Origin of the sequence: Pseudomonas sp. H1h (genome assembly GCF_000633255.1) — a bacterium.
Classification (GTDB): Bacteria; Pseudomonadota; Gammaproteobacteria; order Pseudomonadales; family Pseudomonadaceae; genus Aquipseudomonas.
Genome location: NZ_AYMJ01000031.1, coordinates 225,634 through 241,156 on the forward strand (window position 1 = coordinate 225,634; position 15,523 = coordinate 241,156).

General features: G+C 59.4%; 13 protein-coding genes, 4 tRNA genes and 1 riboswitch. Of the genes, 14 read left to right on the forward strand and 3 right to left on the reverse strand.

Features of this window, described 5'->3' with window-relative positions; all coding sequences use genetic code 11:
* Nucleotides 1-34 precede the first annotated feature (34 nt).
* The 5 genes from astA (at nt 35) to astE (ending at nt 5,388) form a co-directional block, all read left to right on the forward strand.
* Nucleotides 35-1,060 carry an arginine N-succinyltransferase gene (gene astA / locus U862_RS0124970; RefSeq protein ID WP_025112906.1) on the forward strand — a complete coding sequence of 342 codons (1,026 nt, stop codon included), beginning with the start codon at nt 35-37 and terminating at the stop codon, nt 1,058-1,060.
* On the forward strand, nt 1,057-2,526 hold the full coding sequence (gene astD, locus U862_RS0124975; RefSeq protein WP_177327373.1) for a succinylglutamate-semialdehyde dehydrogenase: 1,470 nt from the start codon (nt 1,057-1,059) through the stop codon (nt 2,524-2,526). The genes astA and astD overlap by 4 nt, the downstream gene beginning before the upstream one ends.
* 139 nt (nt 2,527-2,665) lie before the next feature.
* Nucleotides 2,666-4,012 (forward strand): N-succinylarginine dihydrolase, encoded by a 1,347-nt coding sequence (astB, locus tag U862_RS0124980; protein WP_025112908.1) that lies wholly within the window; start codon nt 2,666-2,668, stop codon nt 4,010-4,012.
* 62 nt (nt 4,013-4,074) lie between these two features.
* Nucleotides 4,075-4,365 carry a hypothetical protein gene (locus U862_RS0124985; RefSeq protein WP_025112909.1) on the forward strand — a complete coding sequence of 97 codons (291 nt, stop codon included), beginning with the start codon at nt 4,075-4,077 and terminating at the stop codon, nt 4,363-4,365.
* A 12-nt stretch (nt 4,366-4,377) separates the two neighbouring features.
* Nucleotides 4,378-5,388: a succinylglutamate desuccinylase gene (gene astE / locus U862_RS0124990; protein ID WP_025112910.1), complete on the forward strand. Its 1,011-nt coding sequence runs from the start codon at nt 4,378-4,380 to the stop codon at nt 5,386-5,388.
* Between the two features lie 151 nt (nt 5,389-5,539).
* Here astE and U862_RS0124995 read toward each other — a convergent pair whose 3' ends face one another.
* Nucleotides 5,540-6,049 carry a 6,7-dimethyl-8-ribityllumazine synthase gene (locus U862_RS0124995; protein ID WP_025112911.1) on the reverse strand — a complete coding sequence of 170 codons (510 nt, stop codon included), beginning with the start codon at nt 6,047-6,049 and terminating at the stop codon, nt 5,540-5,542.
* Nucleotides 6,050-6,148: 99 nt separating this feature from the next.
* Nucleotides 6,149-6,319, reverse strand: a riboswitch (FMN riboswitch).
* Nucleotides 6,320-6,595: 276 nt separating this feature from the next.
* Here U862_RS0124995 and ltaE point away from each other — a divergent pair.
* From ltaE to U862_RS0125035, 8 genes are all read left to right on the forward strand, one after another.
* A complete protein-coding gene (gene ltaE, locus U862_RS0125000; protein WP_025112912.1) occupies nt 6,596-7,600 on the forward strand; it encodes a low-specificity L-threonine aldolase in 1,005 nt (334 codons plus the stop codon).
* 146 nt (nt 7,601-7,746) lie between these two features.
* The gene (alaS, locus tag U862_RS0125005; RefSeq protein WP_025112913.1) at nt 7,747-10,365 is read left to right on the forward strand and encodes an alanine--tRNA ligase; all 2,619 of its coding nucleotides are present in this window, start codon (nt 7,747-7,749) and stop codon (nt 10,363-10,365) included.
* Between the two features lie 90 nt (nt 10,366-10,455).
* Nucleotides 10,456-11,697 carry an aspartate kinase gene (locus U862_RS0125010; protein ID WP_025112914.1) on the forward strand — a complete coding sequence of 414 codons (1,242 nt, stop codon included), beginning with the start codon at nt 10,456-10,458 and terminating at the stop codon, nt 11,695-11,697.
* Nucleotides 11,698-11,882: 185 nt separating this feature from the next.
* Nucleotides 11,883-12,071 (forward strand): carbon storage regulator CsrA, encoded by a 189-nt coding sequence (gene csrA, locus U862_RS0125015; protein ID WP_002554426.1) that lies wholly within the window; start codon nt 11,883-11,885, stop codon nt 12,069-12,071.
* Nucleotides 12,072-12,133: 62 nt separating this feature from the next.
* Nucleotides 12,134-12,224 (forward strand) — tRNA-Ser (locus U862_RS0125020).
* A gap of 107 nt (nt 12,225-12,331) precedes the next feature.
* Nucleotides 12,332-12,408, forward strand: a tRNA-Arg gene (locus tag U862_RS0125025).
* Between the two features lie 71 nt (nt 12,409-12,479).
* Nucleotides 12,480-12,556 (forward strand) — tRNA-Arg (locus U862_RS0125030).
* 72 nt (nt 12,557-12,628) lie between these two features.
* Nucleotides 12,629-12,705 (forward strand) — tRNA-Arg (locus tag U862_RS0125035).
* A 19-nt stretch (nt 12,706-12,724) separates the two neighbouring features.
* Here U862_RS0125035 and U862_RS0125040 read toward each other — a convergent pair.
* Nucleotides 12,725-13,243 carry a hypothetical protein gene (locus tag U862_RS0125040; protein WP_025112915.1) on the reverse strand — a complete coding sequence of 173 codons (519 nt, stop codon included), beginning with the start codon at nt 13,241-13,243 and terminating at the stop codon, nt 12,725-12,727.
* A 321-nt stretch (nt 13,244-13,564) separates the two neighbouring features.
* Here U862_RS0125040 and mgtE point away from each other — a divergent pair, with 321 nt between their 5' ends.
* On the forward strand, nt 13,565-15,007 hold the full coding sequence (gene mgtE / locus U862_RS0125045) for a magnesium transporter (protein ID WP_025112916.1): 1,443 nt from the start codon (nt 13,565-13,567) through the stop codon (nt 15,005-15,007).
* A gap of 183 nt (nt 15,008-15,190) precedes the next feature.
* Here mgtE and U862_RS0125050 read toward each other — a convergent pair whose 3' ends face one another.
* On the reverse strand, nt 15,191-15,517 hold the full coding sequence (locus tag U862_RS0125050; RefSeq protein WP_003178899.1) for an Arc family DNA-binding protein: 327 nt from the start codon (nt 15,515-15,517) through the stop codon (nt 15,191-15,193).
* Nucleotides 15,518-15,523 lie beyond the last annotated feature (6 nt).

Consider the following 15,523-nt stretch of genomic DNA (forward strand, 5'->3'; position numbering starts at 1 on the left):
CGGGTGGCGAAGGCGGCCCGTTTGAGGAGATAGCATGATTGTTCGTCCCGTACGCAGCAGCGATTTATCCGCGCTGATCGACCTGGCCCGCAGCACCGGCACCGGCCTGACCACTTTGCCGGCCAACGAAGAACGCCTGACCCATCGGGTCGGCTGGGCCGAGAAGACCTTTCGCGGCGAAGCCGGCCGTGGCGATGCGGACTACCTGTTCGTGCTCGAAGACGACAACGGCCGTGTGGTGGGGATTTCCGCCATCGCCGGTGCCGTCGGTCTGCGTGAGCCGTGGTACAACTTTCGCGTCGGCCTGACCGTCAGCGCCTCGCAGGAGCTGAACATCTATCGCGAGATCCCGACGCTGTTCCTCGCCAACGACCTGACCGGCAACTCCGAGCTGTGCTCGTTGTTCCTGCATGCCGATTACCGCACGGGGCTCAATGGCCGCATGCTGTCCAAGGCGCGCATGCTGTTCATCGCCGAGTTCCCTGAGCTGTTCGGCAACAAGATCATCGCCGAGATGCGCGGCGTGTCCGACGAAGCTGGACGTTCGCCGTTCTGGGAAAGTCTGGGGCGGCATTTCTTCAAGATGGAATTCAGCCAGGCCGACTACCTGACCGGGGTTGGCAACAAGGCGTTCATCGCCGAACTGATGCCGAAATTCCCGCTGTACACCTGCTTCCTTTCGGAAGACGCGCGCAACGTGATCGGCCAGGTTCACCCGGACACCGAGCCGGCGCTGGCGATGCTCAAGAGCGAAGGTTTCAGCTATCAGGGCTACGTCGACATCTTCGACGCCGGTCCTGCCATTGAATGCGAAACCAGCAAGATCCGTGCGGTGCGTGACAGCGAAGCGCTGGTGCTGGCCATCGGTACGCCGGGCGATGACGCCACGCCGTTCATCATTCATAACCGCAAGCGCGAAGACTGCCGCATCACGGCTGCGCCGGCCCGTCTGGCCGCCGGCACACTGGTGGTCGATCCGCTGACCGCCAAACGTCTTCAACTCAACGCTGGCGATCAAGTACGCGCCGTGGCGTTGTCTGCTGCTCGGGAGTCGAAATAATGAATTCGCTATACATCGCAGGTGAATGGCTGGCCGGTCAAGGCGAAGCCTTTCAGTCGCTGAACCCGGTAACCCAGAAAGTGCTGTGGTCGGGGGAGGGCGCTACCGCTGCTCAGGTCGAGTCCGCCGTGCAGGCTGCACGTCAGGCATTCCCGGGGTGGGCGCGGCGTTCGCTGGACGAGCGCATCAGCGTCCTTGAAGCCTTCGCCGCTGCGCTGAAAAACCACAGCGACGAACTGGCTCGCACCATCGGTGAGGAAACCGGCAAGCCACTGTGGGAGGCCGCGACCGAAGTCACCAGCATGGTCAACAAGATTGCGATCTCGGTGCAGAGCTACCGCGAACGTACCGGCGAGAAGAGCGGCCCATTGGGCGACGCCACCGCCGTGCTGCGCCACAAGCCACACGGCGTGGTCGCGGTGTTCGGCCCTTACAATTTCCCCGGTCACCTGCCGAACGGGCACATCGTCCCGGCGTTGCTGGCCGGTAACAGCGTGCTGTTCAAGCCAAGCGAACTGACCCCGAAAGTCGCCGAACTGACGGTCAAGTGCTGGATCGAAGCCGGTCTGCCGGCAGGCGTTCTGAACCTGCTGCAAGGCGCTCGCGAAACCGGTATCGCACTGGCGGCGAACCCGGGCATCGACGGCCTGTTCTTCACCGGTTCGAGCCGTACCGGCAATCACCTGCATCAGCAGTTCGCCGGGCGTCCGGACAAGATTCTTGCGTTGGAAATGGGCGGCAACAACCCGCTGGTAGTCGATCAGGTCGCTGATCTGGACGCGGCGGTGTACACGATCATTCAGTCGGCCTTCATCTCCGCCGGCCAACGTTGCACCTGCGCCCGTCGTCTGTTGGTGCCGCAAGGCGCATGGGGCGACAGCCTGCTCAAGCGACTGGTTGAAGTCAGTTCGACGATTGAGGTCGGTGCGTTCGATCAGCAGCCGGCGCCGTTCATGGGGTCGGTGATTTCCCTCGGCGCGGCGAAAGCGCTGATGGATGCTCAAGAACATCTGTTGGCCAACGGCGCCGTGTCGTTGCTGGAAATGACTCAGCCGCAAGCGCAATCGGCCTTGCTGACCCCGGGCATTGTCGATGTGACCGCAGTGGCCGAGCGTGCGGACGAAGAATTGTTCGGTCCATTGCTGCAAGTGATCCGCTACGCCGATTTTGCCGCAGCGATCAGTGAGGCCAACGACACGGCTTATGGCCTGGCGGCTGGTTTGCTGTCCGATTCCGAGGCGCGTTATCAGCAATTCTGGCTGGAAAGCCGTGCCGGGATCGTCAACTGGAACAAGCAGCTGACCGGTGCTGCGAGCAGCGCGCCGTTCGGCGGTGTCGGGGGTTCGGGCAACCATCGCGCCAGCGCCTACTACGCGGCGGATTACTGCGCGTACCCGGTGGCGTCGCTGGAAACCCCGAACCTGGTGTTGCCTGCCGCCCTGACGCCTGGCGTAAAGATGGCGTGATGCCCATTCGCGAGCAGGCTCGCTCCCACACTGGAATGCATTTCCCTGTGGGAGCGAGCCTGCTCGCGAAGGCCGCGCCTCGGTCTGACTGAATTGTTACTTGAAGCCTATAACAACAGATTCTCGTGGAGCCTCGCTGATGAAATCCTATGAAGTCAATTTTGACGGTCTAGTGGGGCCGACCCATAACTACGGTGGTCTGTCCTACGGCAACGTTGCGTCCCAGAGCAACAGCCAGCAATCCTCAAACCCGAAGGAAGCGGCGCTGCAAGGCCTGGCGAAAATGAAAGCGCTGATGGACATGGGCTTTCAGCAAGGCGTACTGGCGCCGCAGGAACGTCCGGACGTGGCCGCGTTGCGCCGTCTGGGTTTCAGTGGCACCGACGCGCAAGTGATCGAGCGGGCTGCGAAAGAAGCCATGCCGTTGTTGGTTGCCAGTTGCTCGGCGTCGAGCATGTGGGTGGCCAACGCCGCCACGGTCAGCCCGAGTGCCGACACCGCTGACGGTCGCGTGCATTTCACCGCCGCCAACCTCAATTGCAAATATCACCGCAGCATCGAGCATCCGACGACCAGTCGCGTGCTCGGCGCGATGTTCGCCAATCAACAGCACTTCGCCCATCACGCCGCATTGCCGGCGGTGGCGCAGTTCGGCGACGAAGGCGCGGCCAACCACACGCGTTTCTGCCGTGAATACGGCGAAGCCGGTGTCGAGTTCTTCGTGTTCGGTCGCAGTGCGTTCGACACCCGTTACCCGGCACCGCAAAAGTACCCGGCACGCCAGACTCTGGAAGCCTCGCAAGCTGTTGCGCGTCTGCATGGTCTGCGTGACGACGGCGTGGTGTACGCCCAGCAGAATCCGAACGTGATCGATCAGGGCGTGTTCCACAATGACGTGATCGCCGTGGGTAACGGCGAGGCGCTGTTCTATCACGAGGACGCGTTCCTCGACACCGAACAGATGCTGGCAGAGCTGCAAGGCAAGCTCGCCAAGGTTGGCGGCAACTTCCAGTCGATCTGCGTGCCGCGTTCGGCGGTCACCGTGGATGACGCGGTGCGCTCCTACCTGTTCAACAGCCAGTTGCTGTCGCGCCCTGATGGCTCGATGTTGCTGATCGTGCCGCAAGAGTGCCAGGCCAACGAGCGCGTGTGGGCTTACCTGCAAAGCCTGACCAGCTCCGGCGGCCTGATCCGTGAAGTGAAAGTCTTCGACCTCAAGCAGAGCATGCAGAACGGCGGTGGCCCGGCATGCCTGCGACTGCGCGTCGCGCTCAACGAAACCGAGCTGGCGGCAGTCAACCCAGGGGTTATCATGACCGCACCGTTGTACGGTTCATTGACCGCATGGGTTGAAAAGCACTACCGCGACCGCCTGAGCGAAACCGATCTGGCGGACCCGCAATTGCTGCTTGAATGCCGGACGGCACTGGATGAACTGACGCAAATCCTTAAACTGGGCTCGGTTTATCCATTCCAGATCAATTGATGGCCGGCGCGTCGCCTGAACGCGACGCGCGGCTTTTCTCCCTGACAGAGCGTAAAAAAGACATGAGCGATTCCCTGCGGCTGATCCTTGAAGACACCGACGGCAAGCAACTGGAAACTTCCTGCACCCGCGTCGCGGTCATGTGGCAAGGCAAAGAACTGTGGATCCAGCAGGACGGTCGCGGCCAGTTGCTGATCGGCGTGGACGTCGAAGAGGGTGACGAAGAGTACGCCAACCTGCTGCTGCGCCCATTGGCAACTAATCTGGTAAGTCTGCAACTGGAAATGGAACCGGCTGACGTCGGCGACGACGAAGACCACGTGCACGGCCCGGATTGCAACCACGACCACTAAGGAAACCGCTCTATGCTCGCCCTCGGCAAACTGCTTGAACTGACCCTCGCCGGCCGCGAACCGGCGGAGAAGACTCAACTGACTGTCGAAGGCGTGCGCATGCGCTGGTTGAGCGAGGGTGCGCTGGAAGTCCGGCCACCCGAAGCGCGTGACAATGGCCTGGATCTGCTGCTGTCGGCAGGCATCCACGGCAATGAAACAGCGCCGATCGAATTGCTCGATCGACTGCTGCATGACATCGCTCGCGGCGATCTGAAACCGCGTGCACGCATTCTGTTCCTGTTCGGCAATCCGGAGGCGATTCGCAAGGGCGAACGCTTCGTCGAGCAGGACGTCAATCGGCTGTTCAACGGCCGTCATGAACAAACCAGCGGTTCCGAAGCCATACGTGCCTGTGAGCTGGAACGCCTGGCAGCGAGCTTCTTCAACCTGCCGGATCGTCAGCGTCTGCACTACGACCTGCACACGGCGATTCGCGGCTCGAAGATCGAGCAGTTCGCTTTGTATCCGTGGAAGGAAGGTCGCCAGCATTCGCGCCGCGAACTGGCGCGCTTGCGTGCCGCCGGCATGGAAGCGGTGCTGCTGCAGAACAAACCTTCGATCGTGTTCAGCGCCTACACCTACGACAAGCTGGGGGCCGAGGCCTTCACTCTGGAGTTGGGCAAGGCGCGGCCGTTCGGGCAGAACGAAGGTGTGGATGTGTCGCGGCTGGAAACCCGTCTGAAGCAGATCATCGAAGGCACTGAGCCTGATATGGCTGAACAAGGCCTGGACGGCTTGCAGCTGTTCAGCGTCGCGCGGGAAATCATCAAGCACAGCGATGCCTTCCGCCTGAACCTGCCGCAGGATATCGAGAACTTTTCTGAATTGGATGTGGGTTATCTGCTGGCCGAAGATCTGGCCAATACCCGCTGGGTCATCGAGGAAGAGGGCGCGCGGATCATCTTTCCTAATCCGAAGGTCAAGAACGGCCTGCGCGCCGGCATCCTGATCGTGCCGAGCACTGACGAACACTTATCCTGAGAACGTCTCAGACCCGATGTGGGAGCGGGCTTGCTCGCGAAAGCGGTGTTTCAGTGACGAATCTGTTTACTGACACACGGCTTTCGCGAGCAAGCCCGCTCCCACATTTGGATTTGAGTGAGGTTTGGGGCCTCACTCGATCCGTATAGGGTCAGACCGCTACAGCCCGTGGCTCACTGCGACGCAGCGCGCGGACCTTGTGCAGCGTATCGGCGCAGGTTCTGGCCGCTTCCTGACCCTTGTGCACAAAGTGCTCGAAGAAGAACTTCTGATGCTCGTCACCGGCATGGAAGTGATGCGGGGTCAGGGATACCGAGAACACCGGCACTTCGGTTTCCAGTTGCACCTGCATCAGGCCACTGACCACTGACTGGGCGACGAACTCGTGACGGTAGATGCCGCCGTCCACGACCAGGGCTGCCGCGACAATACCGGCATAACGACCGGTCTTGGCCAGCAACTTGGCGTGCAGAGGCATTTCAAAGGCGCCGCCGACTTCGAAGATGTCGATGTCCGATTCCTGATAGCCCAAGGCAATCATTTCGGCGACGAAGCCTTTACGGCTCTGGTCGACGATTTCCTTGTGCCAGCAGGCCTGGATGAACGCGATGCGCTCGCCGTGAGGGTGTTTGGATTTGCTGTCGATAGCGGTGGGTTGCATGTTCTGACTCCTGTTTGTGTGAAAAACAGGGCGTTATGAATCGAAAGGGATTCAAGGGTGCGCGCGCGCAACATCGCGCGGACGGCCCTTTGGCGTTAATCCCGTTCTCTCTTCATCCGGACTATGACCGTCGGCCCCGGAATCACACCGGGTCTGCTGACCTTGCCGCCGTGCACCGCAAATGCCGTGTCGTCGCCAAGCGCTCGCGGGCTATGCGCATTGCGCGCAATTACCGCCGGTGGGGAATTGCACCCCGCCCTGAGAACGTTTTGGCCGCCCTTTCTCGGGCGGCGCAGCGTTTTTATCACATATTTTCAGGGCTTGCACAGAACCTGTGGGAGCGAGCCTGCTCGCGAAAGCAATGTGTCAGTCAGCAGATGTGTCACTGACAAACCGCTTTCGTGAGCAGGCTCGCTCCCACATGGATGTCGCGTTCACAAGAAGTAACCTGACCTTTTTGCGCTGAAGGGTTGATTAATCGGTGCGAGAACCGCAGTAATTGACCTTCGTAAAGGGATTTCCCCTGCTGACTCTGAGGCCAGGTTCATGAGCGTTATCGATCTTCGCAGCGACACCGTCACCCAACCGACTCCCGCCATGCTCGAGGCGATGACTGCCGCCGCCACCGGTGATGACGTGTACGGCGAAGATCCGACGGTCAATCGTCTGGAAGCGGAACTGGCGAAGCGCCTGGGTTTCGCCGCCGCGCTGTTCGTGCCCACCGGCACCATGAGCAACCTGCTGGGCCTGATGGCCCATTGCGAGCGCGGTGACGAATACATCGTCGGCCAACAGGCGCACACCTATAAGTACGAGGGTGGTGGCGCGGCGGTGCTCGGTTCGATCCAGCCGCAGCCGCTGGAGTTGCAGGCCGATGGTTCGCTGGATCTTGAGCAGGTGGCCGCAGCGATCAAGCCGGACGACTTCCATTTCGCCCGCACGCGTCTGCTGGCGCTGGAAAACACCATGCAAGGCAAGGTGCTGCCGCTGGAGTATCTGGCCCGGGCGCGTCAGTTCACTCAGGACCGTGGCCTGGCGCTGCACCTGGACGGCGCGCGCCTGTACAACGCGGCGGTCAAGCTGGGCGTGGATGCCCGGGAGATCACCCGGCATTTCGATTCGGTGTCGGTGTGCCTGTCCAAAGGCCTCGGTGCGCCGGTGGGCTCGGTGCTGTGCGGTTCAGCCGAGTTGATCGGCAAGGCTCGTCGTCTGCGCAAGATGGTCGGCGGTGGCATGCGGCAGGCCGGATTGCTGGCGGCGGCGGGGCTGTATGCGCTGGAGCACAACGTTCAGCGCCTGGCGGACGATCACGCCAATGCGCAATTGCTGGCCGAAGGCTTGCGCGAAGCCGGGTACAGCGTTGAACCGGTGCAGACCAACATGGTTTACGTGCAAATGGGCGACCAGGCCGAAGCACTCAAGACGTTTGCCGCCGAGCGCGGGATCAAGTTGAGCGCTGCTGCGCGTCTGCGCATGGTTACGCACATGGACGTCAATCGCTCGCAAATCGAGCAGGTGATCGCGACATTCGTCGAGTTTTCGCGCAAGTGACAGCGTTAGCCGTCCAATTGACCGTTACTATCGTATAAACACGCTGTACCCCGCGCGAAGGGCCGATATAATGCGGCCCTTTGCCGTCGTTTCGTCTGTTGACGTTTCGTACAGGCCTTTGGCCGCAGCCTCCGTGGAAGAACCTAATGAAAAGCGCAGAAATCCGTGAAGCCTTCCTTCGCTTCTTCGAAGAGCAAGGCCACACCCGTGTAGCCTCCAGCTCTTTGATTCCGGGCAACGACCCAACCCTGCTGTTCACCAACGCGGGGATGAACCAGTTCAAGGACTGCTTCCTGGGCCAGGAAAAGCGCGCGTACACCCGCGCAACCAGCAGCCAGAAGTGCGTGCGTGCCGGTGGCAAGAACAGCGACCTGGAAAACGTCGGCTATACCGCTCGTCACCACACATTCTTCGAAATGCTCGGTAACTTCAGCTTCGGCGACTATTTCAAGCACGATGCGATTACCTTCGCCTGGACCTTCCTGACCGGCGTGTTGAAGCTGCCGAAGGAAAAACTCTGGGTCACCGTGTACGCCTCTGACGACGAAGCGTATGACATCTGGACCCAGCAAATCGGCGTGCCGGTCGAGCGCATGATCCGCATCGGCGACAACAAAGGCGCGCCTTACGCGTCCGACAACTTCTGGACCATGGGTGATACCGGCCCGTGCGGCCCATGCACCGAGATTTTCTACGATCACGGCGACCACATCTGGGGCGGCCCACCGGGTTCGCCGGAAGAAGACGGCGACCGTTACATCGAGATCTGGAACAACGTGTTCATGCAGTTCAACCGCACCGCCGATGGCGTGTTGCATCCGTTGCCAGCGCCGTCGGTCGACACCGGCATGGGCCTGGAGCGGATCAGTGCGGTGATGCAGCACGTCAATTCCAACTATGACATCGACCTGTTCAAGAACCTGCTGAAGGCATCGGCCGAAGCCATCGGTTGCGAAAATGGCGATCAGTCTTCGCTGAAAGTGGTTTCCGACCACATCCGTTCGTGCGGCTTCCTGATCGCCGATGGCGTACTGCCATCCAACGAAGGTCGCGGCTATGTGCTGCGCCGGATCATTCGTCGCGCCTGCCGTCATGGCAACAAACTGGGCGCCACCGGCAGCTTCTTCTACAAGATCGTTGCCGCGCTGGTCGCCGAGATGGGCGAAGCCTTCCCGGAACTGAAGAAGCAGCAGAGCAACATCGAGCGCGTTCTCAAGGCCGAAGAAGAGCAGTTCTCCAAGACCCTGGAGCACGGCCTGAAAATTCTCGAGCAGGATCTGCTGGAACTCAAAGGCACCGTGGTGCCTGGCGACGTGGTGTTCAAACTCTACGACACCTACGGTTTCCCGATGGACCTGACCGCTGACATCGCTCGTGAGCGCGGCCTGACTGTCGATGAAGTCGGTTTCGAGCGTGAAATGGAAGCCCAGCGCGTTCGTGCGCGTTCGGCCAGTTCGTTCGGTCTGGACTACAACACCCTGGTCAAGGTGGATGTGGCCACCGAGTTCACCGGTTACACCGACACCAGCGGTTCGGCGAAAATTGTCGCTATCTATAAAGATGGCCAGTCGGTCGACGTCTTGAATGAAGGCGAAGAGGCGGTGATCGTTCTGAATCAGACGCCGTTCTACGCTGAATCCGGCGGCCAGATCGGCGACTGCGGTTATCTGAAGGCGGGCAATGCACGTTTCGACGTTCGCGACACCACCAAGACCGGCGGCGCATTCCTGCACCACGGTGTGCTGGACTCGGGCAGCCTGACCATCGGCGCTCCGGTGGAAACCCACGTCGATGCCGACGTGCGTCATGCGACTTCGTTGAACCACTCTGCTACTCACTTGCTGCACGCTGCCCTGCGTCAGGTCCTGGGTGAGCACGTTCAGCAGAAAGGTTCGTTGGTGGACAGCCAGCGTCTGCGATTCGACTTCAGCCACTTTGAAGCGATCAAGCCTGAGCAAATCAAGGCACTGGAAGACATCGTCAACGCCGAGATCCGTAAGAACTCGGCGGTTGAAACCGAAGAAACCGATATCGAGACCGCCAAGCAGAAAGGCGCGATGGCGCTGTTCGGCGAGAAGTACGGCGACAACGTGCGCGTGCTGAGCATGGGCGGCGATTTCTCCGTCGAGCTGTGTGGCGGTATCCACGCCAACCGTACCGGCGACATCGGCCTGCTGAAAATCATCAGCGAAGGCGGTGTGGCATCGGGCGTGCGTCGTATCGAGGCAGTCACCGGTGCTGCGGCACTGGCCTACTTGAACGCCGCAGAAGAACAACTCAAGGAAGCGGCCAGCCTGGTCAAGGGCAGCCGCGACAACCTGATCGACAAGCTGTCGGCAGTGCTGGAGCGCAACCGCGCGCTGGAAAAGCAACTCGAGCAGTTGCAAGCCAAGGCTGCCAGCGCCGCGGGCGACGATCTGTCGAACTCGGCAGTGGACGTCAAAGGCGTGAAGGTTCTGGCTGCACGTCTGGAGGGGCAGGACGGCAAGGCGCTGCTGGCGCTGGTCGATCAGCTGAAAAACAAACTCGGCCGCGCAGTGATCCTGCTCGGCAGTGTCCATGAGGAAAAGGTCGTACTGGTTGCAGGTGTAACCAAGGACCTGACTGGCCAACTCAAAGCCGGTGATTTGATGAAACAGGCTGCTGCGGCAGTGGGCGGGAAGGGCGGTGGTCGTCCGGACATGGCGCAGGGCGGCGGTGTCGACGCCGGCGCACTGGATGGCGCACTGGCGCTGACCGTTCCATTCGTCGAGCAGGGTTTATAAGACGGCCCGTCGGGCCCGCAGTCTAGTGGCGGGCCCGGCGGCTGTTCGAGTGATTATTGGGCGCCCTTCATGGGCAGAGGCGGCTTTGAAATGGCTTTGATCGTACAGAAATTTGGAGGCACCTCGGTCGGTACTGTCGAGAGAATCGAGCAGGTCGCCGACAAGGTTAAGAAATTCCGCGATGCCGGCGATGACCTGGTGGTTGTGCTGTCTGCAATGAGCGGCGAAACCAACCGTCTGATCGATCTGGCCAAGCAAATCAGTGGTGACGTGCAGCCGGTTCCGCGTGAACTGGACGTGATCGTTTCCACTGGTGAGCAGGTGACGATTGCCCTGTTGGCCATGGCGCTGATCAAGCGCGGTGTGCCGGCGGTGTCGTATACCGGTAATCAGGTGCGGATCCTGACGGACAGTGCGCACAATAAAGCGCGTATCTTGCAGATTGATGACCAGAAGATTCGCGGTGATCTGAAAGCAGGTCGCGTGGTGGTTGTCGCCGGTTTCCAGGGCGTCGACGAGCACGGCAACATCACCACCCTCGGCCGTGGCGGTTCCGACACCACGGGCGTGGCACTGGCGGCTGCATTGAAGGCTGATGAATGCCAGATCTACACCGACGTCGATGGTGTGTACACCACTGACCCGCGTGTGGTGCCGGTCGCTCAGCGTCTGGACAAGATCACCTTCGAAGAGATGCTGGAAATGGCCAGCCTCGGTTCCAAGGTGCTGCAGATCCGCGCGGTGGAATTCGCCGGCAAGTACAACGTTCCGCTGCGCGTACTGCACAGCTTCAAGGAGGGTCCGGGCACCCTCATTACTATTGATGAAGAGGAAACCATGGAACAGCCGATCATCTCCGGCATCGCTTTCAACCGCGATGAAGCCAAGCTGACCATCCGTGGCGTGCCAGACACCCCGGGCGTGGCGTTCAAGATTCTCGGCCCGATCAGTGCCGCGAACATCGAAGTCGACATGATCGTGCAGAACGTTGCGCACGATAACACCACTGACTTCACCTTCACCGTGCACCGCAACGACTACCAGGCCGCACAGACCGTGCTGGAAAACACCGCTCGCGAGATCGGTGCCCGTGAAGTCGTAGGCGATACCAAGATTGCCAAGGTCTCGATCGTCGGCGTCGGCATGCGTTCCCACGCAGGCGTGGCCAGCCGCATGTTCGAATCCCTGGCCAAGGAAAGCATCAACATCCAGATGATCTCGACTTCGGAAATCAAGGTTTCCGTGGTGATCGAAGAGAAGTACCTGGAACTGGCCGTGCGCGCCCTGCACACGGCTTTCGAACTGGACGCTCCCGCCCGTCAGGGCGAGTAATCCGGTCACCTGAAGGGCGCGGTCTGACCGCGCCCTTTATTTTTTGAATGGCGCGAGCCCTGAACTGTTCTTTTGCTCGCGCTGGTCAATACTCAGGCATGTAGGGCTACGATCGCTCCGGTTGTAGGTCGGGTGCCTTTTTTTTGCAGACTGTTGTCCCTGAAGAATTGCGTGAGGAGAAAGGTATGCTGATTCTGACTCGTCGGTGCGCAGAAAGCCTGATTATCGGTGATGGCGAAATCACCGTGACCGTGCTCGGCGTTAAAGGAAATCAAGTGCGTATCGGCGTCAACGCCCCGAAAGAGGTTGCCGTGCACCGTGAGGAAATTTACCTGCGTATAAAGAAAGAGAAGGACGAAGAACCAAGCCATTAATTTTTATCGATTTTTATGTTTGCAAACGGGGAAAAGGTTGGTTAAGATACGCCCCGTGTTGCGGAGAGCTGGCCGAGTGGCCGAAGGCGCTCCCCTGCTAAGGGAGTACACCTCAAAAGGGTGTCGGGGGTTCGAATCCCCCGTTCTCCGCCATTATTTGCTTAGTACGTTGTAATCTGGCTTTTTCTGTAAGTTGTTGAATTTATTAGAAAAAGTGGTTGGAATAGAGATTAGACGGGCTATAATGCGGCGCAACAAATGCACTCGTAGCTCAGCTGGATAGAGTACTCGGCTACGAACCGAGCGGTCACAGGTTCGAATCCTGTCGAGTGCACCATTTAAGAGTTGTTTATAGCAATATAAAGAACTCGGCTTCAGCCAGTTGTGGTCTGGTTTAAAAACACAAATGCACTCGTAGCTCAGCTGGATAGAGTACTCGGCTACGAACCGAGCGGTCACAGGTTCGAATCCTGTCGAGTGCACCATTTTAGAGTTGTTTATAGCGATATAAAGAACTTGGCTTCAGCCAGTTGTGGTCTGGTCTAAAAACACAAAATGCACTCGTAGCTCAGCTGGATAGAGTACTCGGCTACGAACCGAGCGGTCACAGGTTCGAATCCTGTCGAGTGCACCATATACCAAAAAGCCCGCGTTTAACGCGGGCTTTTTGCTGTCTGCGATTTGGCTTTTCCTTTCACGCATCCCTTCTCGTCAAAATCGACTTGAGCACTGCGGCCTCGTTTCAGGTCGTATCGATAGCTCGTTGTCGATGTCCGAATATTCACCTTGTCTGGTTTGCCGAGCGCGCTTTCGACATCCTGTTGGCTCATGCCGGCAATGACGCGTTGATTGATGATTGCTTCACGGCGTTGCCGGGCATCGATCAGGTTGCCGCATTTGTCCTGCATGCGACCAACTATGCCTGGCTCTCGGCCCCTGGTTTTCATACCGGATGTTTCTTCGTGGTCGTGCTCCGGCATGATCGCCACGACAGATCCGGGCGAGTAGGGGTGAACTTGCTGTACCGAAAGCTGTTCATCGCTCGCGCAACTCAGACTGGTGAAGGTGATGCGGCCACCGGGTGCCTCGCATCGATGCAGGGTGGTGGCGGCCCCGGCGGGCGGCAGGCAGAGCAGGGTGATGAGTAAAAAGCCGGTTGTTGTAGAGTGCATTCGACGTCCTCCTTGACGGTCTACGCTCAAGGGTAGTCGCTACATTTTTCAGTGGCGGTGTGTTTTCTTTTCAGGATGAGTCGTCGCATTTGCAAGGATCAGGACAGCGCTCAGGTTTGTTTCGCAAGCGCTTGTTTCGGCCGCGATTTTTTAACGTTTAAAACCGTCAGGCGGTGTATCATTGCGCCCGTCAGCCCCGCCGGGGCTTGTGGAAAACCTCCATGGACTTACCCAGTAGTTATTCAGTAGCCCGTTTTACCAATCATGAATTGACTGATTGATCCTTCCGGCGTGCCCCGCTGCTGGGAGTGGAGTTCGCCTATGTCCGAAATCGAAGTAAAGAAAACACAGGAAAGCCTGCAGGATCGCCTGGCTCAGGTCGTTGAGCTGCTGCAGCGCCAGAAGGTCGTCGAAGACCTGACTCATCGCCAGGAAGGCGCGCACCAAGACCGGGTCGAGAACCTGGTTCACCGGCAGAACCTTGTCGAGCTGCAACGCAAACTCGATGATCTGCACTCCGCCGACGTTGCCTACATCCTTGAAGCCCTGCCGCTGGACGATCGTCTGACGCTCTGGCAACTGGTCAAGGCTGATCGCGACGGCGACATTCTTCTCGAAGTATCCGATTCCGTTCGTGAAACGCTGATCGCCGACATGGACGATCACGAACTCCTGGCTGCCGCCAAGGACATGGACGCCGACGAACTTGCTGACCTGGCTTCCGAGCTGCCGCGAGACGTCGTCCATGAGCTGATGGAGACGCTCGACCAGCAGCAACGCGAGCGCGTGCGTTCGGCCCTGTCCTATGACGAGGAGCAGGTCGGTGCGCTGATGGACTTCGAGATGGTGACCATCCGTGAGGATGTCAGCCTCGAAGTGGTTCTGCGGTACCTGCGTCGTCTCAAAGAGCTGCCGGGCCATACCGACAAACTGTTTGTGGTCGATTACGACGGCGTGCTCAAGGGCGTGCTGCCGATCAAGCGTCTGCTGGTCAATGACCCGGAGAAGCAGGTGGCTGAAGTCATGGCCAGCGATCCAGTGAGTTTTCACCCGGACGAAGACGCCTATGACGCTGCTCAAGCGTTCGAACGTTACGACTTGATCTCGGCCCCGGTGGTCGACAAGAACGGCAAACTGATCGGTCGTCTGACCATCGATGAAATGGTCGACCTGATTCGTGAGGAGAGCGAAAGCGAAGTCCTTAACATGGCCGGTCTGCGCGAAGAGGAAGACATCTTCGCCTCGGTGTGGAAATCCCTGCGCAACCGTTGGGCGTGGCTGGCAATCAACCTGATCACCGCGTTTGTCGCGTCGCGGGTGATTGGCCTGTTCGAAGGTTCGATCGAGAAGCTGGTGGCGCTCGCGGCGCTGATGCCGATTGTGGCGGGTATCGGCGGTAACTCCGGTAATCAGACGATCACCATGATCGTGCGCGCCATGGCGCTCGACCAGGTCAGCACTGGCAACACTTCGCGCCTGATGCGCAAAGAGCTGGCGGTAGCGTTGATCAACGGTCTGGTTTGGGGTGGGGTGATCGGCGTGGTCGCCTATTTGCTTTACGGCAGCTGGTCACTGGGAGTGGTGATGACGGCGGCGATGACCCTCAATCTGTTGCTTGCGGCGCTGATGGGGGTGTTGATCCCGATGACGCTGGCCAAGATGGGTCGCGACCCGGCGATGGGTGCCAGTGTGATGATTACGGCCATGACCGACAGCGGCGGCTTCTTCATCTTCCTGGGGTTGGCGACAATCTTCCTGCTCTAACCGGCCGCAAACAAAAAGCCCGCCAATATGGCGGGCTTTTTTGTGCCTGTTCCATGCCTGATCAGTAACCGGTGGCGAGGGGATAAGTCCCCTCGCCATGAATGCATTGCCAGGCGGCTAACGGGTCAAATCACGGGCAAAAAAAAGCCAGCAATCATGCTGGCTTGAGATGTTCGGTGTGGCTCAGGACGCGTCTGCGGCCATCTCGGCGTCGTGAGCGATCAGCGAGACCAGAGCGTTCTGTTGGCGGTGAGACAGCTGACGGAAGCGTTGCAGCAGCTCGCGCTCGTGCAATGACAGCTCCGGACTGTCCAGGCGCATGCTCAACTCTTCGCCCAGTGCACCTTCCTGAATAAGACTCTGCTCAAGGCGCGCAATGATCTCGGAGTTCATGCTGCGATGATGATTGCGAGCCACCTCGGCAATGCGTTCACGCATTCCGTCTGGCAGACGTACGACGAACTTGTCAGCCGTACGGCTGGAATAAATTGCCTGTTTCAATGGGCGCATATATTT

Bases quoted from the DNA above. Each gene is read 5' to 3' on its own strand.
- U862_RS0125050 (WP_003178899.1), bottom strand. From the start codon at position 15,517: ATGCGCCCATTGAAACAGGCAATTTATTCCAGCCGTACGGCTGACAAG.
- U862_RS0125010 (WP_025112914.1), top strand. From the start codon at position 10,456: ATGGCTTTGATCGTACAGAAATTTGGAGGCACCTCGGTCGGTACTGTC.
- mgtE (WP_025112916.1), top strand. From the start codon at position 13,565: ATGTCCGAAATCGAAGTAAAGAAAACACAGGAAAGCCTGCAGGATCGC.
- U862_RS0124985 (WP_025112909.1), top strand. From the start codon at position 4,075: ATGAGCGATTCCCTGCGGCTGATCCTTGAAGACACCGACGGCAAGCAA.
- alaS (WP_025112913.1), top strand. From the start codon at position 7,747: ATGAAAAGCGCAGAAATCCGTGAAGCCTTCCTTCGCTTCTTCGAAGAG.
- csrA (WP_002554426.1), top strand. From the start codon at position 11,883: ATGCTGATTCTGACTCGTCGGTGCGCAGAAAGCCTGATTATCGGTGAT.
- astB (WP_025112908.1), top strand. From the start codon at position 2,666: ATGAAATCCTATGAAGTCAATTTTGACGGTCTAGTGGGGCCGACCCAT.
- astE (WP_025112910.1), top strand. From the start codon at position 4,378: ATGCTCGCCCTCGGCAAACTGCTTGAACTGACCCTCGCCGGCCGCGAA.
- U862_RS0124995 (WP_025112911.1), bottom strand. From the start codon at position 6,049: ATGCAACCCACCGCTATCGACAGCAAATCCAAACACCCTCACGGCGAG.
- U862_RS0125040 (WP_025112915.1), bottom strand. From the start codon at position 13,243: ATGCACTCTACAACAACCGGCTTTTTACTCATCACCCTGCTCTGCCTG.
- ltaE (WP_025112912.1), top strand. From the start codon at position 6,596: ATGAGCGTTATCGATCTTCGCAGCGACACCGTCACCCAACCGACTCCC.
- astA (WP_025112906.1), top strand. From the start codon at position 35: ATGATTGTTCGTCCCGTACGCAGCAGCGATTTATCCGCGCTGATCGAC.